Annotated in this window: 12 protein-coding genes, 1 tRNA gene and 1 pseudogene; 9 read left to right on the plus strand and 5 right to left on the minus strand. The window is 41.4% G+C overall.

What is annotated here, in order from left to right; genetic code table 11:
* Window positions 1–192: 192 nt before the first annotated feature.
* Window positions 193–528, minus strand: a complete 336-nt coding sequence (locus tag U2F10_RS01525; RefSeq protein WP_499060944.1) for an STAS domain-containing protein — start codon at window positions 526–528, stop codon at window positions 193–195.
* A 912-nt stretch (window positions 529–1,440) separates the two neighbouring features.
* On the opposite strand from U2F10_RS01525, the gene U2F10_RS01530 reads away from it, so the two are divergent.
* From U2F10_RS01530 to U2F10_RS01565, 8 genes are all read left to right on the plus strand, one after another.
* A complete protein-coding gene (locus U2F10_RS01530) occupies window positions 1,441–3,987 on the plus strand; it encodes a family 16 glycosylhydrolase (RefSeq protein ID WP_499870302.1) in 2,547 nt (848 codons plus the stop codon).
* Window positions 3,988–4,322: 335 nt separating this feature from the next.
* Entirely contained in the window at window positions 4,323–6,068 is a 1,746-nt protein-coding gene (locus U2F10_RS01535) for a family 16 glycosylhydrolase (RefSeq protein WP_163665162.1), read from the plus strand.
* 853 nt (window positions 6,069–6,921) lie between these two features.
* A complete protein-coding gene (locus U2F10_RS01540) occupies window positions 6,922–9,879 on the plus strand; it encodes a response regulator (protein ID WP_499870303.1) in 2,958 nt (985 codons plus the stop codon).
* A 358-nt stretch (window positions 9,880–10,237) separates the two neighbouring features.
* The gene (locus U2F10_RS01545; protein WP_499060940.1) at window positions 10,238–11,869 is read left to right on the plus strand and encodes a glycoside hydrolase family 9 protein; all 1,632 of its coding nucleotides are present in this window, start codon (window positions 10,238–10,240) and stop codon (window positions 11,867–11,869) included.
* Between the two features lie 307 nt (window positions 11,870–12,176).
* On the plus strand, window positions 12,177–14,570 hold the full coding sequence (locus U2F10_RS01550; RefSeq protein WP_499870305.1) for a glycosyltransferase family 2 protein: 2,394 nt from the start codon (window positions 12,177–12,179) through the stop codon (window positions 14,568–14,570).
* Window positions 14,571–14,711: 141 nt separating this feature from the next.
* Window positions 14,712–15,035, plus strand: a complete 324-nt coding sequence (locus U2F10_RS01555; protein ID WP_163665154.1) for an STAS domain-containing protein — start codon at window positions 14,712–14,714, stop codon at window positions 15,033–15,035.
* A 118-nt stretch (window positions 15,036–15,153) separates the two neighbouring features.
* Window positions 15,154–17,937 (plus strand): response regulator, encoded by a 2,784-nt coding sequence (locus U2F10_RS01560; RefSeq protein ID WP_499870307.1) that lies wholly within the window; start codon window positions 15,154–15,156, stop codon window positions 17,935–17,937.
* 363 nt (window positions 17,938–18,300) lie between these two features.
* Entirely contained in the window at window positions 18,301–20,793 is a 2,493-nt protein-coding gene (locus U2F10_RS01565; protein WP_499870405.1) for a response regulator, read from the plus strand.
* Window positions 20,794–21,347: 554 nt separating this feature from the next.
* Here the strand turns inward: U2F10_RS01565 and U2F10_RS01570 are convergent.
* A complete protein-coding gene (locus U2F10_RS01570) occupies window positions 21,348–22,283 on the minus strand; it encodes an IS5 family transposase (RefSeq protein ID WP_499870216.1) in 936 nt (311 codons plus the stop codon).
* Between the two features lie 1,486 nt (window positions 22,284–23,769).
* Here U2F10_RS01570 and U2F10_RS01575 point away from each other — a divergent pair.
* The gene (locus tag U2F10_RS01575; RefSeq protein ID WP_499870309.1) at window positions 23,770–24,261 is read left to right on the plus strand and encodes a hypothetical protein; all 492 of its coding nucleotides are present in this window, start codon (window positions 23,770–23,772) and stop codon (window positions 24,259–24,261) included.
* Window positions 24,262–24,308: 47 nt separating this feature from the next.
* On the opposite strand, the pseudogene U2F10_RS01580 reads toward U2F10_RS01575, so the two are convergent.
* The 3 genes and pseudogenes from U2F10_RS01580 to U2F10_RS01590 all read right to left on the minus strand — a co-directional run.
* Window positions 24,309–24,863, minus strand: a pseudogene (locus U2F10_RS01580) (DNA ligase-associated DEXH box helicase); the annotation flags it as partial.
* A 164-nt stretch (window positions 24,864–25,027) separates the two neighbouring features.
* Window positions 25,028–25,390, minus strand: a complete 363-nt coding sequence (locus tag U2F10_RS01585) for a DEAD/DEAH box helicase (protein WP_499865123.1) — start codon at window positions 25,388–25,390, stop codon at window positions 25,028–25,030.
* A gap of 314 nt (window positions 25,391–25,704) precedes the next feature.
* Window positions 25,705–25,776, minus strand: a tRNA-Gly gene (locus U2F10_RS01590).
* Window positions 25,777–25,902: the final 126 nt, after the last annotated feature.

A 25,902-nucleotide genomic window follows, 5' to 3' on the forward strand; every position in this document is an offset into this window, starting at 1 on the left:
TTCAACCAATCTCAAAATAAATCCATGTCATATATCAAAAGCAGCATGGTATAGCTTGTAAATTAGCATAAGCTATGCCATGCTGACTGCTGTGTAGTAACTAATTACACCTGGGTTATAAACTTCAGTAAACTAACTGGTAACCTTTTCAAAATCTCAAGTTATCACCCGGAAGGGGAAATCTCTAAGATGCTAGAGAGTCTGGAAAAAGGCATGAGTATCTTCAAAAATCTCGAAAACACGATCCATACCTGTCGAGTTAAAAAGTAATTCAACTTGATCTTGAATGCTACATAGACAGAGACGTATTCCCTTTTGTTTGGACAACTTTAAAAGCATTACGAGCGTGCTTAAACCAGCACTATTCATGAAGGTTATGTCTTTACAATCAATTAAAATTGTACTGACTCCCGTATTAACAATGTCGGTAATTTGATTCTTTATCGTACTGCTATTAGCTGTATCAACGATGCCTTTAAGTTGAGTGACTTCAACACCAGACATTTTTTGTGGTAAAGATTCTGTCATCTTAAGCTATGTGACAACCGATAATTGAACTAAAAACAATAAAATGATGTCTCCACATAAATGTGAGAATCATCAAATCTTATTTATCCACAAAGTAATCGAAAAAACAATCTATTAACTTGCTTTTTAATCTTGCAAACAAAAATAGGTGAGTTTTAAATCACTGATTCTCAGACGACAGCCTAAATCTAACACTCACAGTAATTAAAATCTAAAAATAGCCTCGCGACAAGTTCAAAAATAAGAGTCTTTATTCTATATTAAGATGATTCCCATTTTTCAAAATGATTCAACTTTTGTTAGCACTTCTAGCGTGCCCAATTTTTGATATTAGTTCAACCTGATGGAATAATTTGGCTAAATTGCTTAGAGAAAGCTTAAAAGCTTATCCCATGTCAAAAAAATCTAAAAATAGAGTATTTTCCCTGATCGTCCTAGCCTTAAAATTCCTTTCTAGAAGTATTCAAAGCAAGGGAGTGATCCTCGACTAATCGATGAAATTAGCCCTAAATCGTTGAATCCTAGCCCCAACCCATAGGAATCTATTTTAGGTCTTATATTTCACTTTCACCATCTTCAGGCTGATGTATTTTGCCTGAAACGCTGAAAATCACGTCTAGAATACTGTGTAGTTAGCCGCTGCATTATTTTAAGAAAGCAAGGCATGAATGAACTGAAAAATTACAAGCGAATAGACAATACCACCTAGAATCTCTTGCAGATAGTTTAGTATAAACTTGCAGGTTTATACTCTTAAAACAATCGATAACCTCCTATATAGAAGATCTCTCTCACGACATTTGGCTCAGGACCTTTTTTAATGAGTGTTGTAGAGGAAAGTATAATTTTTTACATTATTAGTATGTGAATAATACTTGTTCCTAAAATGTTCATTAGTAAAGAAGACTTACTATGTCTATATCTGCCAGAATTAAAAAAATAATCTCTTATCTTACTGATAATGATGATGTTTGGGGCGGATGGGAAGATAATGTTGACTATGAAGTCCGCGGTAAAGGTGGAAATGACAGACTTTATGGTTATAACGGCAATGACACATTGTTTGGGGACGATGGTGATGATGAGATTTATGGTGGTTTAGGCAACGATAGGCTGTTTGGTGGTCGTGGCAAAGATAAACTCTTTGGGGGCGAGGGTGATGATGAAATAGACGGTGATAATGGCGATGATGAAATCTTTGGTGGCAATGGTCGTGATCGAATCCGGGGTGGCAAGGGTAACGATAAACTCTTTGGTGGTAATGGCGACGATGAGATCGATGGCGATGATGGTGATGACGAAATCTTTGGTGAAGGCGGTCGCAATAAGTTAAGGGGTGGTCGTGGTCGCGATCGCATCTTTGGTGGTAACGACAATGATGAAATCTCCGGTGGTGAAGATGAAGACACCCTCTACGGCAATGGTGGTGACGATTTTATCCAGGGAGATGAACATAATGACGCTATCTTTGGGGGGGATGGTGATGATACCTTAGAAGGCAATAGCGGTGACGACACTGTCTTTGGTGAAGCTGGTAACGACACCATTTCCGGTAATGAGGGAGATGATTATCTAAATGGTGGTACCGGCAACGACACCATTAATGGTGATACCGGTAATGACTATATCTATGGATACGATGGTGATGACAATCTACGGGGAAGTGGCGAGAACGATACCCTTGATGGTGGTAATGGAAATGACAGTCTTGTCGGTGGACTAGGAAATGATATTCTATACGGCGAAGATGGTGATGATACTTTAGTAGGTGTTGAGACCGATGCAACAAGTGCCATGGGCGCTAACAGCATCGATACCTATGTGGGAGGAGCCGGTAATGATGTGTTTGTTCTGGGTGACGCAAACGGTGTGTTCTACGATGACGGCGACTCAACCACCGATGGTGCCAGTGACTATGCCCTAATTAAAGACTTTAACCGCTTCGAAGATACGATTCAGCTAAATGGCACGGACAGTGACTATGTGATGGCAGATTTACCATCTGGTCTGGAAGCTGCCTTTTCTGGTATGAATGTAGCCGGTATTTATCAAGATACTGACGGCAATGGAACTTGGGATGACACAGATGAACTAATTGCAGTTGTAGAGCATCTGTCTCCTGAAAGCTTGGTGTTAGATGCTGCCTATTTCCAGTACACCGATGAGCCTAATCAATCCCCCTGGCATCCTGCTAACAATAGTGATTGGGAACTCGTGTTTAGTGATGAATTTGATTTATCTACCCTAGATAGTAGTAAGTGGAGCACCAAATATAGTCACAATGTCTATGGTGGTCGCACTAATCCCTGGAACGGTGAACATCAGGCTTATGTAGGAGACAATGAGGTTATTAACGGCGTAGAGTATGATGCCTTTGATTTTAACAACGGTGTCTTGAGTATCGTTAGTCAAAAGGTTGATCAGTCCCTGACCCTTGATGTTGAAGACACGGCTGCTGGCTTTGATCCAGTTAAAACCTTTGACTATACTTCCGGCATCCTAAACAGTGACGACAACTATGCCTTTACCTATGGCTATATGGAGATGCGGGCGCAAGTTGTTGCGGGGCAAGGTTTATGGCCTGCTTTTTGGATGCTACCTACCCATGGCGGTTGGCCCCCTGAGATCGACATTATGGAAACTCTGGGACACCGTACTGACACTGTGTTCAACAGTCTCCATTACACGGACGATAATGGAAGTATTGCCTCTGAGAAAGGAGAACAAACCTTTAGCGGTATGGACTTCTCTGCTGGCTTCCATACATTTGGTGTGGAATGGTCAGACACTGAACTGACCTGGTTCGTAGATGATCAAGCTTTGTACAGCGTTGACCATGACATTCCTGATGTCTCCATGTATCTATTAGCCAATATGGCTGTAGGTGGTTACTGGCCTGGCAGTCCCGATGAGACCACTCCTGAAACCAGCGCCTTTGAGATTGACTACATTCGCGTTTATCAGGATAAAGAAGGAACTCTTCATGGCGGGTCTAAGAATGACACTCTCTCAAAGGCCTTGGGTCACATTGCTGGTGAAGCCGGTAATGACGTCTTGCAAGGTGGTTATGGAGATAATACGCTTTTGGGCGGTAGCGGCGATGATAGGCTCACAGGCACCGATATAGTAAATGCAGGTCTAGGAGAAATTGACATCCTCACTGGTGGTAGTGGTGCAGATCTCTTTGTCCTGGGTGAAGCGGGTCAGGTCTTTTATGATGATGGTGAGCTGCTGCTGGATGGTGTGTCTGACTATGCGTTGATTACAGACTTTAACTTGTCACAGAATGATCAAATTCAGTTGGTTGGTAATGCCTTAAATTATCAGCTAGGAGTTTCGTCTGATGGCTTCTCTACTGAGCTATGGTATCAAACGGCGACAGCCCAAGATGAGTTAATTGCTGTTCTAGATCAGCAAGTGGTTAATGACTTTAACACCGGTTTCTCATTCATAGCATAGGGTAATTGCTCCCAGAGTGAAGGAACAATAGAGGAGCGATAAGTTGCTACCCTAAAGAATGTCTATTTTCACCCAACAATCGTGACATCTCAAGGAAGGTTGAAAGGTGATATCAGATTTGCCCCAACATTTCTAATCTTGTAATCACCGCTCTCCTTGACTCTTTATCAGCATCCTTGCCCGATTAGGGCTGGTTAAATAATGTGCAGTTAACGTATAGGTGCACATGGTTCAAAACGTCGGTGATCGCTGAAAGCTAGAAATAGCAACAGCTATGTGCACAATCGATCATACAGATACATTTTCTAAGTACAAGGCATTCAGGAAGAACGATCGTGGTCAATCATCCATCTATCCTAACCAACTGGGATTTAGTTTTTGAAGATAACTTTGACGGCTCAGAACTCAACCAGGATAACTGGAATACAACCTACTACTATGGTAGCCGCACCAACACTTTTAATGACGAAGCACAGTATTATGTCGATGAAGCACTGACTGTAGCAAATGGAACGCTCAGTATAAGTGCTAACAAATTAGATCAACCCCTTGAGGCCTTTGAAGGGGTTGATCAATATCTCCTGGCACAGCAGGGCAAAGATTTGTTCTTTGACTATACATCAGGGATGATTTCCGGGCATGACAAGATTGCCTTTACCTATGGCTATATGGAAATTAAGGCATCTCTACCGGTTGGACAGGGCCTTTGGCCCGCCTTTTGGATGTTGCCAAGCACAGGTGAATGGCCTCCTGAAATTGACATTATGGAATTTTTAGGGCACCAGACAGATACTGTCTATGGGACACTGCATTACCAAGACCCTGACGCTCCCAACGGTAATGCCATGGAAGGTAACTCTGTCTCAGGAATAGATTTTTCGGAAGGAGAGCATACCTTTGCAGTGAAATGGACTCCCGAAAGAATCACTTGGTTTGTAGATGGCCAAAAAGCCTTCACAATTACTGGGAACATTCCTCAACAGGCCATGTACTTATTAGCAAATTTAGCCGTTTGTGGTTCCTGGCCAGGAGATCCGGATCATACAACCCTTTTCCCTAGCAGCTATGACATTGATTACATCCGAGTATATCAAAATAAAAGAGGTATCTTACATGGTGGACTAGGTGACGATACCTTAAGTCGTACTAGAGGCGATATTTATGGCGGAGCGGGTGACGATGTCTTAAGTCTCTCAAAAATAGGCAATTTATATGGTGAAGACGGTAATGACATCCTGAATGGTGGTGAGAGAAAGAATATCTTAGATGGTGGTACTGGTGATGACCAGCTTTTTGGCTATAAAGGGCATGATGAACTTGATGGGGGTACAGGTAATGACCATCTTGATGGTGGGTGGGGGCATGATCAGCTGAATGGTGAAGACGGTGAGGACTATCTCTTTGGTGATCGAGGTCGTGACATCCTCAATGGTGGCGCTGGCGATGATGAGCTTGATGGTGGACTGGGACAAGACCACCTGAATGGTGAAGACGGTGAGGACTATCTCTTTGGTGATCGAGGTCGTGACATCCTCAATGGTGGCGCTGGTGATGATGAGCTTGATGGTGGACTGGGACAAGACCACCTTGATGGTGGGGCAGGTAATGATCTCTTAGAGGGAAATTTTGGCCATGATTATCTCCAGGGCGGTCTAGGAAACGATCAGCTATTTGGTGATAAAGGGAGAGATAGCCTGATAGGCGTTGATATCAATGCATCAACTAGAACAGCCTTGGTCGGTATCAATGAAATTGATATCCTGACTGGTGGTGAAGGCGCTGATATCTTTTATTTAGGCGATACAACTAGCGCATTCTACGATGATGGGGATAATCTTTCATTAGGTGAATATGATTATGCCCTTATCAGTGATTTCAACTATAAACAGAATGATTTAATCCAACTACACGGGTCTTTAGATGACTATTTGTTAGAAGCTACTGCAGAGGACTTAGAGCAAGGTATTGGAATTTATCTGAAGACAGCAAGACAGAATGAACTGATTGGTATTGTGGAAAATGTAACTGACTTGAGTCTATCTAATCAGTTTTTCAAGATTGCTGATTCGGTAGCTGTATAGTTTTTGATTAATTTTCTATAGAAAATCTATAGTGCAGACTTTTTATATGATAAATCCTGCGCTATAGATTGATAAATATAGCTTGATATAGCATAGCTCAAGGTATAGATAATCTCCAGAAGGCTTAGAGGTAAATGACTATATGCGTAGCAAATTTCTGAATGCATTCAGTATTACTATTGTCGTCTATTTGTTCTACGGTTGGCCCGTTAAACCACTGAACACTCCAAACAATATGTTACTTATAAGTCTGCCGTTATTTGGGAATAACCACCCAGCTTTAGCATACATGAACAAGTTATATTTTTATAACTGATAAGATTCTTTCACTTTTATACATAGAAATAGATAGAAATGACTTTTCTGAAGGTTCTAAAGACGAAAAGGTGATTGTCTATAAAAAGTCTTAAGTTGCTGCTTTTATCGAATAATGTAAATCTTACGTGACTAATGGTCTTATTCACAGGCTTATCTTTGGGGACGACTAATCGAAACTGTGCTTAGGACTTGTTAAAAATTAAAATCATGGCTTTGATCCTTTAAATCACGGTTTAACAAGCCTTTCCGGTTTAAACCATGAAGTAGTTTCTTAACAGATCCTTAGGTGGATGCGAATATATAGTGGCTCTACGAGATAGTCACGGCAACCTCCTGGGAGATAACTCATTATTATTTAAGATCGTCTCGCCTACAGCTAGTAATATTTTCAGTCGTGAAATCGAAAATATTACTAGCCCTAGAAGAAATTACTTTAAGTGATGCATAACTCTTTAACCTCACAACAATGCAATAGGTAAGATCGCTCTGAATTACAAATCTATCAGAACCTATAAAAAAACTTATTTGTCAACCAATGGCCAAAAATCAAACGCTAAATAGACAGTTCACACTTTTTTTCACGATTGTTTTTATTGGTGGAACTGTTATCAGCGGCATTGCACTCTCTAATGCAATGCAACAACTGGCCAAAGCCGAGATCAAAGCACGAGCACACATGATGATTCAGACCATGAATGCCGTGCGCAACTATACAAGCGAAAGCATCAAACCTCAACTAGCTGATCAGTTAGCTCAATCTAGCTCATTTATTAGAGAAACTGTACCTGCATATGGTGCTAGAGAAGTATTTGAACATTTTCGAGAATCTCCTGAGTACAGTAACTTCCTATATAAAGAGGCTACATTAAATCCATCAAATCCTAGGGACCAGGCTGATGAGTTTGAAACCGATATAGTCAACATTTTCCGTCAGGATAGTGCCCCTGACGAACTCAGTGGGTATCGAGAACAGGACGGTAAAAAGCTTTTTTATATTGCTCGTCCTTTAGCGATTAAAAAAAGTAGCTGTTTAGAATGTCATGGCCGTGTCGAAGATGCTCCCCAAAGCATGATAGCGACCTATGGTAATCAACAAGGATATAACTGGCAAATAAACGAGGTGGTTGCTGCTCAAACTATCTATGTACCTGCTAATACCTTACTAGAACAAGGCTACCATTACCTGAAGCTGGTCATGGCCGTCATTATTGGCATGATGGCCACCATCATATTCCTTATGAATCGCCTACTAAAACAAAAGGTGGTGCACCCCCTCAAGAAACTAACTCATTTAGCAAAGCAAATTCGTGGAAATGAATTTCCCACTTTAGACGACTGGCAACAGAAATTTACTAGTCTAAACCCCATTGCTAAACGACCAGATGAACCTGGTGAACTTGCCCGTGCTTTTCAGCATATGGCTTACGAAGTAGTTACCCGTGAGCAGTCTCTCAAACAAGCAAAGGAAACGGCTGAAGAAGCTGCACAGGCAAAAAGTGATTTTCTGGCTACCATGAGCCATGAAATTCGCACGCCTATGAATGGGGTGATTGGTATGACGGGACTATTACTAGATACCGATCTGAATGATCAGCAAATTGGTTTTGTTTCTACTATTCGTCATAGCGGTGATAGTCTGCTTCGTATTATCAACGATATTCTTGATTTTTCTAAAATTGAATCTGGCAAGCTAGATTTAGAAGAATGCCCTTTTAATCTAAGATCTTGTATTGAAGAGTGTCTGGACCTAGTCGCACCAAAGGCGTCAACAAAGCGATTAGAATTGACCTACCAAATTGACATGGATGTGCCTGTTAGCCTAGTTGGGGACGTAACCCGGTTGCGCCAAATCCTAGTGAATTTATTAGGCAATGCTGTCAAATTTACCCATGAAGGCGAAATTGTTATTCGGGTTATTGCGGAGCCTATATTAGATGTGAACTCATCTGATAAACTCTTATATCTTATTCGCTGTTGCGTAAGTGACACCGGTATTGGAATTCCTGCAGATCGAGTCGAGTCTCTTTTTGATGCATTTCAGCAAGTTGATTCATCCACTACACGTAAATATGGAGGCACTGGTCTAGGACTGGCAATTAGCAAATGTCTTTGCCATGCCATGGGAGGAGAAATCTGGGTTGAAAGTGAGCTAAATAAGGGATCAAAATTCTTCTTTACTATCAAAGCCCAGTCCATTTCAGAGAATAATCTAGAACTACCCAAGGTTGAACTTAAAGGTAAACGGTTATTGCTTGTGGATGATAATGACACTAATCGCAAGATCCTTACCCATCAAGCAGAGCAATGGAAAATGGAGGTATTTCCTGCCCGATCAGGCTACGAAGCCTTAGGCGTAATTGGGCAAATAGAACAGCCTTTTGATGTGGCCATTCTAGACATGCAAATGCCAGGTATAGATGGTTTAATGTTGGCTCCAAAGCTGAAGCTTCAGTGTCCTAACTTACCGATGGTAATGCTCACATCTGTTCGTACTCATGACCTCAAGGAAAAGGCTTTACGGGCGGGAATTGTTGCTTTTTTAAATAAGCCATGCCGACAGAATGATCTATATAATGCCCTGACCCATGGCATTACGGGTAAAGTAACTTACCACTCCGGTTTAACTAAGGATAACAAGATAGACAATACAATGGCACAAAGGTTGCCATGCAGAATTTTAGTAGCCGAAGACAATATGGTAAACCAACAACTAGCCAAACAATGGCTGGCCAAGTTGGGATACCGTCCAGATTTGGTTAGTAATGGATTGGAAGTTCTCGATTGCCTAAAGCGCCAAACATATGACGTCATCTTGATGGATATTCAGATGCCAGAAATGGATGGCCTAGCTGCAACAAAGATGATTCGACAATCATGGTCCGAAAATGAGCAGCCTTACATTATTGCAGTGACAGCCAATGCTATGACAGGGGACCGAGAGAAGTTTCTGGCGGCAGGGATGGATGACTATATCAGTAAACCTATTCATATTGACAACCTGATAAAAGCTTTAGAAGAGTATCCCATTGACAGACGTACGGCTGCACATATCAAAGATCCACTAGCTCATAACTCTCCGAAAACGTCTGCAGAACTAACGACTGCTGAAAAAACGACCGATCTAGATAGAGTCCGCTTAGAGCAAACACTAGCTCCATTAGGTGGTTTGGCATCTGAAAAATTAAAATTATTTGTCGATATATATCTGAAAGAAAGTTCGCAGTTAATCAAAGCCTTTAAAGAGGCTATTGATGAACAAAATGCTCAGCAGATTCAACATGCAGCCCACACCCTAAAGTCAAGTAGTGCAGCATTAGGATTAGTAACAGTTCAGCGGTTGTGTCAATATATCGAAAATGAAAGTCGTGCTGGCAATATTGCCCTGGCCAGCTCTGTAATCAAACTTGAAATAGCTCTTAATGAGGGGATAACGCTTCTTCAAGCTATCATCGATCAAAACGACAATATTGCATCTCAATCTTCTCAGGTCTAAAAATACTCCTATTAATGATAACGATAAAAAAGTAATTGTTTTGGGGAATCTAATAGCAGTGCAGCTACAACATTTAGTCAATGGATTCCATAAGAACTTAGTTATAGCTTTGTGCTCATTTCCACCATATGAGTTATCGGCTAAAGCTTTGGATAGCGATGGCTGTGGACAATGAAATCAGATGAATATCTTCATCCGATTGATATAGGTTTCTTAAATAAAGATTATCTCGGTAACGTAGTTTACTACAAAAGCTATGAAGCGAACTTTTAGACTTCTACTATCATTAGCTATTGCTGTCTTTCTAGCTACTTGTATCCCGCAATTTAAGGGACACACTCAGGCTCCAGACTCTTCCGTGAAAGTATTACTTAACCAAGTGGGATACTATCCACAATGGCTTAAAGTCGCCTTTATATCGAGTCCTCTTAAAGGAACTCCTATACAGCTTATAAACTTAGATAATCAACAAGTTGTTGAGTTAGATCCCTCTGAGCCAGTACAGTCGGAGCGCCTCAGTGGAGATGTTTTACAACCTGTTGATTTTAGTCATATTCAACAACCTGGAAAATACATAGTTCGAGCGGGCTCAGCAGAATCAGCCCCCTTTAGTATCTCTGACAACGCATACCAAACGACGCTAATATCGCTGCTAAGATCATATTACCTACAGCGTTGTGGTGTAATTTTAGATGACCCTATTACGGGTTTATACCATGCGCCTTGTCACCTGCATGATCATAACTTAGCTCATGCAGATACGCTGCACCAAGTCAATGACAAGATCAATGCTACGGGAGGATGGCATGATGCAGGAGATTATGGCAAATATGTTGCTACAACAGCCACAACAGTCGCTCGTATTCTTAGCCTTTACGAACAGCACCCTAGTCTCTTTTGGGATGGTCAACTAACCATTCCAGAAAGCGGTAACGGCATTCCTGATGTTTTAGATGAGATGAAATTTGGCCTAGATTGGATGCTACGAATGCAGCGTTCTGATGGGGCTGTCTATCGCAAACTTTCTGGCTCGGAATGGCCCATTGGGATGGCACCTGACGAAGATGCTCAAACCCGCTATATCTACGGCATTTCTACCCCTGAAACAGGTAAGCTTGCTGGTGCCATGGCCATGGCGGCCCGAGTCTTTGAATCATTTGATGTCAACTTGGCCGATCAATATCAGGCTTCCGCAGACCTAGCCTGGCAGTATTTAGAAGGGCAACCAACCATGCAAGTGGATTGGTATGAAGGTGATGATAGTGGTTCTGGGAAATACTTAGCTTCAGATATTGATCGAGAAGAGAGTCTTAAAACTGACCTTGATGATCGCTTCTGGGCAGCAGTGGAGTTATATATTTCCACTGGCAACAAAAAGTATCAGCAATATTTAGAGACCCATTTATTAGAAATCACCTACACCCTATTTGAATGGAAAGATCTATCACCGTTAGCTTTAGTAGACTACAGACTGCAGAAACGCCAGCCTAGCTCATCCGAACTGAATGCAATCATTGACCAAAAGCTACTAACAAAAGCAGATGAGATTCTAACGAGGGTAGAGAATAATGGTTACCGTTTAGCCAACCATCGCTTTATTTGGGGCTCAAATAAACTGGCCGCAGAAGAAGGTATTACTTTAGCCTATGCGTATCAAATCAGCCAGGAGCAACGCTATCAATATGCTGCTTTGGATCAACTTCATTTTCTCTTAGGGCGAAACCCCTTTAATCAGACGTTTGTGACGGGAGTTGGGGCAAACCCTGTACGTCATGTAAATCATCTTTTTGCTCGGGCTAAAGGATTGCTGATTCCTGGTTTAGTTGTTGGAGGTCCCAATTCTGATGCCCAAGATAATATTGCACCAAAAGGTCTAGGTATATTGAGTTATTTGGATGATGAGAAGTCCTATGCAACCAATGAATATGCCATTGACTATAATGCTTCGCTGATTGGGTTGATTGGTTTATTAATTAGTGGAAATGCTTAAATATGAGACGTGCGGAGGTTTGATACTTACCAATTCATATCTAACATCCATTAAGTTTACCTAATAATATGGTTCTGCTCCTAAAACAGTTTTAAGTACCAACAAAGTAATGTTGTTTATCTAGTCTCGTTAATGGGAAAACTCAATAGGACAAATATCTCTGCTAGTTGAGCGAGCATACTCTATCACCATTGACAAGAAGATTAGGATTAGTCTTATTCTTACTCAATAAATTGAGATTCAGTGAAAATACTAAGGTAATTGGATTAGAGAAACAAGAGTCACTTACAACTATTTTAATTGACGGATGAGTAGCTTAATTGGTCAGCTGGACCAGAAACCATTGATGAACAATATCCAAGTGCGCTTGCGCGATTGCACCTTGCTATTTCGTTACCTGGTTTTAGTGAATCTAATCGTTGGGACATGGTATTTGCAATGGCGCTTAACCCAATCCCTTAATACAGAGGCCCTTTGGTTTTCAGTCCCCCTTGTATTAGCTGAAATATATATGTTTATGGGAGGCATACTGTTTTTAGTTGGGTTATGGCGACCGATTGAGCGACGGGTCAAAAACCTGGATCAACTCACACCAACGTTATCAAAAACAGACTATCCAACTGTTGATATATTTATTACGTGCTACAGCGAACCTGTTGATATTGTTCAAGAAACAGCACAGGCAGCACTAAAAATAGATTATCCTGTCAATAAGCTCCGAGTTTACATACTGGATGACGGTAATTCTCCAGACATGCGAGCTATGGCAGAACAACTTTGTATACAGGATCTGCAATCACCAAAGTTACAACTCGCCGCTGAACAAATAGAAGCTGAACGTTATTATTTAAGTAGTCGCCTAGAACAAATACAGTATTTACAACAAGATTTAGAATCGATTGAAGAAACCCTGAGTTGTCAGAGAATTCAAATAAAAACCGATTTTAATGAATTGGAATCACTCATGGATTGGTTTAGTACCATGAAACAGCCCATGATTCCCAACAAGGATTGGTTTGCAGCACAAACCTTATTAGGTGAGGGGTTTGATAACGTAGTCAGCCATGCCCATAAACATTTACCCCCAGACACCCCCATTGACTTAGAGCTTGTTATTCTAAATGGCGACATTATCATACGTATTTGGGATCAAGGTGCCCCCTTTGATTTTGAGAAGCATTTACAAAAACTACCTGATGAGATTGATCAAAATGCAGAACGGGGAAGAGGCATTAGCATTTTAAAGCAGCTTGCAGATCACCTGACTTATGTACGTGAACCCAGTGGTCGTAACTGCCTGATCATGATCAAGCAATTTGTACCGCAAAGTTCTATACAAGATCATCAATATTGGCAAAGCCAAGGGTACCTACAAAGCACACGACAACTTCTATTGCTGACTCAGCCAGAATACACTAGTACCACATCAACGTTTGAGGCTGAAGTTCATAAGCTAGAAGGACAAATTGACAAACAAACCACTGCATTAAGTGATCTAGCACGCTGCCGCTACATCGCACGACACAAACCTAAAGATCGCCCACACCATGCTAAAGCAGGCAATATTAACCATGCCATTTTCTGTGGTGAAACCCAGGGTGACTTTATTGTCACTCTAGACGCTGACCATATTCCTAAACCACAACTTTTGCAGCGGGTATTACCTAATTTTTTCCGATTCAACTTAGAGCAAGGGCGCTATGAGCTGAATAAAGTCGCTTTTGTACAGACACCTCAAGCATTTTACAACCTACCTAAAGGCGATCCCTTTGGCCATGAAGCTCACTTTTTCTATGGTCCTATTCAACAAGGGAAGGACGGGATGAATGCTGCATTTTATACCGGAACCAATGCGATCTTACGACGGGAAGCATTGGTAAGTATGGGTTTACAGCATTTTGCCAATGATTTTATAGCCGATGAAAGTCGCTTAGACGAATTTGATTTGATTGGTGGAGTCTCTAGCATTAGCATCACAGAAGACATGAACACAGCTATGCGCCTCCACTCGGCGGGTTGGCAGTCCGTTTATCACCATGAAATTTTGGCAGAGGGACTTGCACCTGATGATCTTAGCTCAACTTTAACCCAAAAGTTACGTTGGGCTCAAGGAACAATACAGGTATTAGTACGAGATAATCCTCTATTCAAGTCAGGCCTGACATTCTGGCAACGGATGCAATATTTTCAGACGATGTACAGCTATTTTGCAGGTTTCTTTGTAATTGTCTTTCTAGCCTGTCCAATAATTTCATTTTTCACGGGTCTAAGTCCTGTTAGCAGCTACGGCCCAGCGTTTATATTACACTTTGTGCCAACCTATGTAATTAACCGCCTCAATTTGTTGGCAGCAGCATGGAAAGTCCCTAAAAAAGAAGTATGGCGTAATGAACAATATGCCATTGCCCTTTTTCCGCTACAAATCCAGGCCGTCTGGAGTGTTTTAACGGGCAAAAACGTCTCATTTAAGGTCACCCCTAAACAACGACAATCTGGCGTATTCTGGGAGCTTGTACGCATACAATTAATTGTTTTTGGCCTTACTATTGCAGGTATGGCCTGGGGACTACTCCAATTGGTCTTGGGTCATTGGCCAGATCCCCTAATATACCTGGTCAATGTGGGGTGGAGTTGTTACCACCTGGCGTTATTATGGGTCGTCATTCGGGCAGCCTATTGGCAACCTAAGACAAGTTCCTAATCTATTTCTAGGCTCTAGTTCTTGCAATGGTTTTACAAAATACACCATTGGCTATTGTGTAAAAGCAGAATAAGTCAAGTAGCAACATCCGACCTTCGACAAATTTGATTAGAACTATATCATCATCTCTAGGAGATTCTCATGACTACAAATCTTAAAACACTTGAGCCCGCAGGCATCCTAGATGGTGCTACAACTAACGAGCTTAAGCTTCAAGTCACCGACTTATTACACGAAGGTATCGACATTGTTTTGTTAGATATGAATCAGGTGACATTTATGAATAGCACTGGTATTGGAGCAATGGTTGCTATGTTAAAAATCGTACGTGCTAGGGGCAAACAAATTTATCTTTGTGGGCTAACAGAGCAGGTCAAAATGTTATTTGAACTCACAAAAATGGATCGAGTATTTAAAACTTTTATAGATCAACAGGACTTTGAAGCAAAGATTTTAGCTGCTTAAGGTGAGTTGAGACTCCACACTCTTTAAGGAATATGGGAGATAGAAAACGCTCATTTTTTAGATAGGTAATTTAAACGGTGCTGACCTTGAGAAAATAACTCTAGCTACAGGCTTAGCCATGCTATCTCTGCCTCAAAGACTACTTAGTCCTTTCAAAGCACGTCTTTCCCGACACATTGCTTTGTGGGTATTTAGTAGTATTGTCTTAATTGAAGCCTTGATTGTCATTCCATCTTGGCAAAAAAAAGAGAAAGAGCTACTACAACAGCTTGAGGACACAGGATTTGTTGCTATACATTCCTGGGCAAGGTTCAATGCAGCTAATAGTGAGAGTCAACCTTTAGCAATACCTCAAGGGAATCTTGCTTTGCCCCCTTTGGTCAAAGGAATTAGTCTTTATGATCTTGATGGCCAAGTTCTAAAGCACGTGGGAGAGGCACCTGCTTTAGAACTTGGCCAAATAGACTCAAATCTTCCTCTACAGCAACGTAGCAATAATGATCAAAGATATGATGTAGTGTGGCCTGCCGATAGGCTAGGGGGTGAGTATATTGTCATCGCCAGATTGGATGCATCCAATATCCAGCCAGAAGTCATAGATTACTTTTGGCGTATGGTCTTTTTTGTTCTGATAATTTGTTTGTTTGTAACAATTGCTACCATGTTGGCTTTGGGGCCAGCTGTGATTCAACCGATTTTACGTCTTCGGGATGATCTACTGTTGGCAGCTGAGCAAGGCATAGGGCTAGAGCAAAAAACCGCTAGTTTTTATTCTCTCTCTGTACAGCGTCGCGATGAGTTGGGAGAGGTAATGACGGCTTTTAACGCTATGTTAAAGCGAACTTCAGAACATGTGATTCAGCTGAAAGATCTGGAAATAAAAATGTTGGAAAGGCGAGAGCGAGAAATTGCGATCGCACGAGATGAAGCCCTTGCTGCTGTAGAATCTAAAAGCAATTTTTTGGCCAATATGAGTCATGAGATCCGGACGCCCATGAATGGGATTCTCGGCATGTCCGGGTTACTTCTCGATACTGAACTCACACAGCAACAGCGGAATTTTTCAGAAACAATTTGGAATTGTTGCAATTCGTTGATTACTATCATTAACGATATTCTTGACTTTTCCAAGATCGAGTCCGGCAAGCTTGATCTAGAGGAATGCCCTTTTGAATTACGTACCTGTATTGAGGAGTCCCTTGATCTACTGGCCGCTAGAGCAGCTGAAAAGGGTTTGGAACTTGCCTATATTGCTGACCCCTCCACGCCTACTAGATTCCTAGGGGATGTCACTCGTCTACGCCAGATTTTAGTAAACCTGATTGGTAATGCAGTGAAATTTACCCATGAGGGTGAAGTATTAGTTAAAGTTCGCACAACGCCACTCCAACAATCTTCCATAGAAGATATCGAACTAAAAGACATCAGTCATGCACAGGGTAAAGAATCCCTGGTTACCCTTCATTTTGATATTCAAGATACAGGAATCGGCATTCCTACCGATAAAATGGATCGTCTTTTCAAATCATTTAGTCAGGTTGATGCATCTACTACTCGTCAGTATGGTGGTACAGGCTTGGGGCTAAGCATTAGCAAACAACTCTGTGAACTAATGGGTGGCAAAATGATGGTAACTAGTGTTGTTGGAGAGGGATCGTGTTTCTCGTTTTCGATAGTAGTAGACGCTCTACCCACGCTAGAAAATGAGCAAGTCTCTGATATCGCCCATCAACTTAAAGACAAACGGGTATTGATTGTAGATGATAATGCTACTAATCGTGAGATTTTGACCCTCCAAACTCAGTCCTGGGAAATGCAACCCATCACTGCCCAGTCAGCCTATGAAGCTTTAGGCATCTTAAGTTGTCAGCCTTCCTTTGATGTGGCTATTCTTGATATGCAAATGCCAGAGGTCGATGGTTTGACCCTAGCCCATAAAATTCGTGATCAGGCCTATGGTAAGAAATTACCTCTGGTCATGCTCACATCCTTAGGTAGACCTGAGGTTGATCCTAAAGCCCTAGATCAAGCTAAATTTAGTGCTTTTCTAAACAAACCCATTAAACAATCTCATCTTTATGATGCTCTTGCCCAAGTATTTAGTGATCAGCCTATCAAAATACAAAAGTCTATATCTGATCAACAATCTGGACTAGATAGTACTTTGGCTCAAAGCCACCCCCTCAGAATATTGGTCGCAGAAGATAATCTGGTCAATCAACAACTTATTCGTCAATGGCTTGATAAATTAGGCTACCGTTCGGATATTGTCGGCAATGGTTACGAAACCATCGATGCCTTAAAACGGCAGCCCTACGATGTCATTCTCATGGATGTTCATATGCCTGAAATGGATGGACTGACTGCTACAGAGAAAATTTGTGAGCAGTGGTCTACAGCTGACCGGCCTCATATTGTTGCCTTAACTGCCAGTGCCATGAAAGGTGATCGCGATCTATGTATGGCTGCTGGCATGAATGACTACATCAGTAAGCCAATTCATGTTCCAGACTTGATCGCTGTACTAAAAAAAGTAACACCTTTAGAAGTATCTAGTTGTGCTCCTACTTTAGACAGAAACCTACTGGAACCCACCTTAATAGCGTTAGGGGGGGTAGAGTCTGATACATTTTCAAACTTTAAAGAACTATTTATAAGTGAAGCCTCAACCTTAGTCTCAAAAATTGTAGAGGCTATTCAAACCAATAATCATGAACAACTAGAATATACTGCTCACGCCTTAAAATCCAGTAGTGCAGCACTTGGTGGAGTAAGTCTTCAAACGTTGTGCCAAACTCTAGAAAAAACTGGTCGCTACAAAGACCCAATAGATACTAGTTACACTGAGCAAATAACTTCAACGTTTATGACGTTTAAAACAGCGTTAGCAGCATTACAGTAATTTACTGTTTACAGCATCTAATTTCAAACTTCAACAGAAAGGTTTTTTTACCGCTCCATAAAGTAAAACTTATTTCTAGAGTAAGCGACGCTAATTTTTTATTATAAGGACTGCTAGATTATGAAAAGAGTAGCAAAGAAACTTTTGCGACGGTTTCGGCAAAGTTTAGCACTACGCTACTTAACCATAGCTGGGTCTTGTGCACTCACTACGCAACTAGTTTTTGGGCTAATCCAAGTCCAGCGAACTCAAGCACGACAAATCACTAGCTTACGCAATCAGGTAGAAAGCAAAGCTGATTTTCTTAGCGATGTTGTTCCAGAAGCAATCTTGAGCCTCGATCTTTTGTACTTGGAGACATTAATGCAAAAGACTACGGAAGATGTCGATATTGTTTATAGTGTAATTATCAATCAAGAAGGCAAGATCATCACACAATCTCTCGATCATAAGAATGCTTTAGTCAAATCAACAATAGATAAGTCAGGTACTCAAGCTAGTGATACATTAAGTGTCTTACAATCTCTCAATACTCTACCCCAAATACGCCAGGTAGAAATTCCCATTGAATCACTTGAACAGCCCTTAGGGGAAGTTCGCTTGGGCTATTCACATCAAAGACTACGTCAAGAAAGCATTTTGGCAGTCCTATTCCATGTCAAAATAGCGGCATTGGTAAGTCTGCTATTGGGTCTACTTACGATAGTCCTATTTCATCGGCAAGTACATACCCCTCTTCGAGCATTAAACAAATTTGCCCGATCCTTTGAAGAAGGGAATTTGGAACAACGCATTCAAATTAAATATCCGGATGAAATTGGTCAGGTCAGCCGAGCCCTTAATCAAATGGCTGATCAATTACAGGAAAATTTAGTTGGACTTGCGATCGCACGTGATGAGGCATTGGCTGCTGCCCAATCAAAAAGTGATTTCTTAGCTAACATGAGTCATGAAATCCGTACACCCATGAATGGCATCCTTGGAATGTCTGGTCTATTACTCGACACCGATCTCACCCAGGAACAACGAAATTTTTCAGAAACAATTTGGAACTGTTGTAATTCCTTAATCACTATTATTAATGACATCCTCGATTTTTCTAAAATTGAGTCAGGGAAGCTCGATATGGAAGAGTGCCCATTTGAGCTTCGAACTTGTATTGAGGAATCGCTAGATTTACTTGCCACTAAAGCAGCTGAAAAAAACTTAGAACTTGCTTATCTAGCAGAGCCAGGTATACCTGACCGACTAGTGGGTGATGTCACTCGATTACGCCAAATTTTAGTCAACTTAGTGGGTAACGCAATCAAGTTTACCCACGAAGGAGAAATATTAGTCAAAGTTCATGCCAAGCCTTTTACTACTGCTTCACAAACACATATAGACCAAGATATCGAAAAGGATTATGTAACCATCCATTTTGATGTGCAAGATACAGGTATTGGCATCCCTACCGACAAAATGAACCGTCTCTTCAAATCCTTCAGTCAAGTGGATTCTTCCACTGCACGAAAATACGGTGGTACAGGATTAGGACTTGCTATTAGCAAACAACTTTGTGAACTAATGGGTGGCAATATGAATGTCACGAGTGTTGTGGGAGAAGGTTCTTGCTTTTCTTTTTCGATTGTTGTTGAAGTACTGCCCTCCTTAGAACTTGACATAGAATCTGAAACACATCAACTCAGAGGAAAACGCGTACTAATTGTGGATGATAATGCCACCAATCGTAAAATGTTGGCTCTTCAAACTCAATCCTGGGATATGCAATCAACAGTAGCCCAGTCTGCCTATGAAGCCCTGGGTATTCTAAGTTGTCATCAAGATTCCTTTGATGTAGCTATTCTTGATATGCAAATGCCGGAAGTGGATGGGCTGACACTTGCTAATGAGATTCGCACTAAACCTTATGGGAAAACTCTCCCTCTGGTAATGTTAACATCTGTGGGAAAACCAGAACTTGCAGAAAATGCTTTGAAGAAAGCTAACTTTCAGGCATTCCTCAATAAACCCATTAAACAATCTCATTTGTATAACGTTCTCAACCAGGTGTTTGTCGATCAGCCTGTCAAGATACAGACACCTGAGGTGACAAATGAGGCGGATTTATATGATAGTACGCTAGCCCAAAAACACCCTCTCCGAATTTTAGTTGCAGAGGACAATCTAGTAAATCAGCAACTGATCCGCCAATGGCTTGGCAAAATGGGTTACCGACCTGATTTAGTCGGTAATGGTTATGAAGCCATCGATGCCCTGAAACGGCAAACCTATGATGTAGTTCTGATGGATGTCCATATGCCTGAAATGGATGGACTGACAGCGACTGCTGAAATCTGTAAACAATGGTCTGTCGACAAACGGCCTTATATTATTGCCTTAACGGCCAATGCAATGAAAGGTGACCGTGAACGGTGTCTAAATGCTGGAATGAATAACTACATTAGTAAACCCATTCATGTTCCAGATTTGGTAAAGGCATTGAAACAAGTGCAACCCTTAGAAACCTCTCACCAAGCTCTTGCCTTAGATATGACAAGACTTGAGTCAACATTAGGCGCATTAGGTGGAGTAGAGTCAGAGGCATTTTCTTCCGTTAGACAACTTTTTATCACCGAAGCATCAACATTAGTCGATAAGATCATTCAAGCCATTAAAACAGGCAATTCTGAACAACTAGAACAAAATGCCCATGCATTAAAATCGAGTAGTGCAGCTTTGGGTGGTGTAATTCTTCAAAACCTATGTCAAGCGTTAGAAAAGTCAGGTAGACAAAGGGAAGTTGTGGATCTAAAGCTATCTGATGAGTTAAATTTAGCATTTTCCAACTTTAAAGCGGCTCTAGCAAGTCTATAAAGGCAATTAAGCGCCCCTGGCTAATAGAGTTAGATGCTGCTGTTGGTGTTGGTAGCTAAAATATGATCTTTTACACACTGACGAGCACATGCGTAAGCATTAAATTTAAGCTGGGGCATCTAACACAATCAGACATCCTTCTACAGTTAGATAAGCTGTCCGACCTTTACCGATAGCAACCTCATGCCCTCCAGTAAATGCACCAAAAGAGGGTAGTGTTAGCCGTTGGAACTGATGCTCATGGTAAAAGCAGGGCAGCCGCAGACTCTCAGTAGTAGATTTTAATTACACAACCGGAGGCTAACGGGCTCATGGCTGAGCAATAGCTTGCCTAGAGGAACTGGATGATATAGTTCATATTAAAAACAGACTTTAACGCTATTCGGTCATGATTACCAACAATTAGGGTAACTTTAGCATCCACCTCTTCCAGGAATGTAGACCAGGCAATTTCTATTTCAGTCACCATGCCCTGACGAGAGTGAAATAGATCTCCGAGTGGCTTTGGTGCGTGAATATTTTGGTAGACAGATCGGTCCTCTAGGATATCGATCTTAGGCTTCAATAGGATAGCTATCGGGCATTCCTAAGTGGGTGAACTGATTGAGAATAGAACATTCCAACAGTAATTCTGTCGTTTGATTTTCAATCCCTCGTGCAGACACCTCACCTGTGAACATAGTTTTGAGTCGATACATCATGGTTTCACTCAAAGACCGTCGATGATAGTTTATCTCTTCTTTCCAGGTAGACCGTCCCTGTTTGCGAATCGCTCGTAAGTTTTCATCTCGTGGATGCGGGGCCTGTTTGCGATTGCCATGAAACCAAATTTTGGCATCTTTGCGAGGGGGAATCGCTGCCGTTGCATCACGCTCATCAATGGCGTCATAGCAGTAGGTGCGGTCATACGCCCCATCGGCACTCACTTGGTCAATCTCATCGGGAATTTGGTCGAGGATGTCCGGGAGTATCTCGCCATCAGTGATGGCGTTCGAAGTCACTACGGCAGCCAGAATCTCTCCGGTTTGCTCATCGACACCCAAATGGAGTTTGAGCCAAGTGCGACGTTTGCTCACCCCATGCTGCCGGGTTTTCCATTCCCCGTCTCCGTACACTTTAATGCCCGTACTATCAACCACCACATGACGACTGCCAGAGGTCGGCTGAATCGGTAAATCAATCGGTAATGTCTGTTGACGACGTGACAATGTTGTATGCACCGGTAAGTCTACCGATACATCCATCAGTTCAAAGATAGACCCTGCAAAGCCAATGGTTTGACGTAAGGCCAGTCCATAGAGCACTTTGAAGGTCAAGAGTGTTTGGATGGCTAAATCGCTATAGTCTTTCGATGCCCCTGGTTTACCAGTCTTTTGAGTGTTTTTCCACTCGGCAATCACCTCATCACTGAGCCATAACGTCAGACTTCCTCGCTTTACCAGAGCAGCGTTATACTCAGACCAGTTGCGGAGTTTGTAGGTGCGTTTCATCGGTACCGTGTTTGTGTGGTAACTACACTTTACCGGCACCTACGGCTCCGCAACTTCTTTATTCACGCACCAAAGCCTCTCCGAGTACAAAAATTTGTTCGGGGTGGACTTTGTTACAGTACGATCTCAATTGCTTCAATGTTTCGCCATTCACCTGCTGCGCTACTGGAATCCTGGCCATTTGAAACGTTTCTGCCTTACCCAAATGCACATCTGAATGGTAGCAAAGTATGATATTTAGGCACATACAAAGCCCGTTCCAACAATACCAGTGTCTCTCTCTGTAATAGATCTACCTGGTGCCCGATTTTCATGTCATTTGACATATGTAGTCAACCTACTGAAGGCACCGCATAGTATTCTGATGCCGGTAATAGTATTAATCCTAAACTACTACAGGTAGATAGGATTAACAAAAATATTGATCCGTGACATCTCTACTAATATGGTGGTTTTGCTAACCTAAGGAGCATTCAATAAACCAAGCTCAAAAAAACTGTTTTATTTGCATTTTAGGCAGTATAAATACAGATTTATCATCATTTCTGGATTTTTTTAAGCCTAAATCATGCCTAAAAGAACTGATAAATGACTAGACCTTACAAAGAAATCAAATATTGCAGTAAACCGTATATTTTCGGATTTCTCTGTTCATGCTCTGTCACTAAAATAACACTATCTAAAACAAATTGCGTAGATAAATTGCATAGGCAACAGACAAACAGCGTAATCGTTTGAATTCACTTTAAGGCATTGCCATTTCGAACTCGGGCATTCTAAGCCTTTAGACTGTATCGGAATTAAAAGAGAGACGAAACTAATCCACAGCTTTATTAAACAAGCATTTCAAACCTTTTTGAGAACCCCCTAAAATCGTTTCATATCAAAATTCACACTGTTTCAAAAAGTCACTTAGCCAACTTATCTCAAGTATCAAGGGCACAGACATGCTTTATCAATAGTCCCAAGACTTTTTCATATTTTTTGTTGCTTACTGTTATCTAATCAAACGTCTATCTTTTTACGAGTCCCAGTTCATTATGAAATCTTCTGTCAGTAATTATTTAAGCTGAGGTTCTACTCTTATTATTATTCCTGACATGAATGAGCAAAGAAGTCTTGAAAGATTATTTCCTTATATCGATGGTGCGTTTCAAACCATACTGGATCAAGCCTTGGTCAATCAGCATATATCCACTAGAGGTTTCTCTGTATTTATTAGGGAGATCACTTAGTGATTCAACAAAAGTTAAGCGAAATTATGTAAGCAATTTGTTGCAGATCTGGTTGTTTTTTCCCATCTCAATGTTCGGCAAAACAGATATCTTATTTAGTGAACCAATGAATAAAACCAGGTTAGTGCATCTACGTTTTTTCTAGTTTATGCTTAATCACAGCTATAGAGCTTTCTATATATCAGGTTGCTATCTATCAATGAATGTTTTCTACCATCAAATTTCATTTGCTAATCATCATATACACTTAAATGACAATGCAAAAGCATGCTCTGATGCAGCGAATTATAGAGCAGTTGTTACCAGAAGAACAATGCTTATTTAGCGAATATCAGATTGAAGCCCTCCATCGATCTGCTCTATCTTTACCTAAAAGAAATCATGCCATCAATGTACGTTTGTCAATTCCTTTCCCAGGAAAAGGAATTTATCTCGTCCTTTTTGCAGGGAAAGAACTCCGTTCAAAAAAACGTTTGCTTGCTGACAGAGACTTTCAGGTACTCCCTAGAGTTCTTCTTCTTCTTATTTCACTTCTCGGTTGTGCAACTATCTTTGGTCTAGCTTACAGTCAACGCATATTAGCTATCAATAATCAACGTAATGCATCTAGTCTGAATGAATCATCAGACGTAATCCATCCTACCGTCGTGCCTTTCAAATATGATCAAGAGCAATGTGAGACAAGCTTTCGTGAGTGGAGGGATGGTGAATGTATTGATTACGAGCACGACCATACTTTCTAGGTTCAAGTCTAACGCTTATCCACTAAACTACATACTCTCAAAAATAGTTATTTATTAGCAAGTTGATCTTTCAAACGTTCTATACACTCAAGCAAACTCTCATTAGATAGGCGTGCGCTAAGATGCTCTACTAACAAAGGAAATGCTAAGGGTGAAGGTCGTTGTGTAGTTTTCCACACCACCTTAAACGTCTGTAGCCGTGCCAAAGCTATGCTCAGACGTTCTAGCTCTAGTTGTTGTTCTAGGACTTCCCTCTCTGCCTGGAGTAGCAGTAAGTTATCTGCCTCGTATTTAGAAAAAACCTCGTAAATTAAGGAAGCACTGACTTGGAGTTGGCTACCGGTTTTACGGGATGATGGATATCCTTGAAAGATCAGATTAGACACCTGAGCAATACTGCGAAAGCGTCGCTGGGTCAACTCTGAAATGTTGAGACTGGCTCGAATGTCTTTAATAATATTATTCAAGTTAAAGAAATGAGCCTGGTGGTTTTGAAAGATAGACTCAAAAGAATATCCTTTGGGAGCTAATATTTCAAAACCGTAATCATTGGCAAAGACGGTGAATGTCGCTTTTTTATATTGGGCAAAACGATGGGTCCATAGAAATCCTAAGCCCTCATGAGCAAATCTTCCCTCAAAGGGGAATGCATAGAGATGTTGTCCTTAGTTCATGCCACTCATCCAAAACACGGTCCGTAAGTTACCAAATCGCTGACGCGCCCCTTTGTAGGACAGCGGCACCGATAGAGACTCAGGTGTAGTAATCAAAATCTCATGCAGTTCTTCTTTTGCCGCTCCTTCTGGGATGCTTTAGTATCCCCAGTGCGAGACTCTACCTGGAGTGGCCAGCCCATTGCTGTAATCGGCTTTTGGATGGCTTGTTCAATGTCGCGAGATAGAGCTCGTAGGGGTGTGATGTAGAGTAGCTGTAGGCCGTAACCAGGATTAACCAGCATGTCGGCAATGGGTCCCATGACGGCTGCATAGGTTTTACCGGAGCCAGTAGGTACTTGAATCAGACCACTTTTGCCTGTCAGGTAAGCTTCCCAGGTTTCTTTTTGAAAGGGTAAGGGTTTCCATTTCTGGAGTTTGAACCAGGCCAAAATTGGCGATAGGGTAATTGCCATGGATACTTAACCTGGATGTTAAATGCCTTGCCTACAAACAATTGCCCAGGTCATCCACAAGGAGATGGAAACTCGGATTCTGTGAATTTGGATCGAAATCCTTGTTCTCTCCTCCATTGTCTATCTTCTGTAGTCCCTCTTATCTTCATCCTCCGTCCACTTATGAGACCTTTGCTTTGCCCAGGGTATAGCCATGGCAAAACACTCGAAACCAATGAAATTTCTTACCCCAAACTTACCCCATAAATCGATCTAAATTAGACTTAATAATCACCTAACGCATGTTCTGGTATATGTACATTAAGGGCATAAAAAGCGGATGATGGGACTCGAACCCACGACATTCAGCTTGGGAAGCTGACGTTCTACCACTGAACTACATCCGCAAAGGCTAAATGCAATAGTAGCAGGTAATTTAGCGCCTCAACACCCTGAATTTACGTTACTTAAATGTCTATTGATGTCGATGTATATTTAAGGAAATTGTTAGACTAAGCCGCTGAGTCGCCTCA

Source organism: Leptothoe sp. EHU-05/26/07-4, from assembly GCF_043421015.1.
Classification (GTDB): domain Bacteria; phylum Cyanobacteriota; class Cyanobacteriia; order Phormidesmidales; family Phormidesmidaceae; genus Leptothoe; species Leptothoe turfae.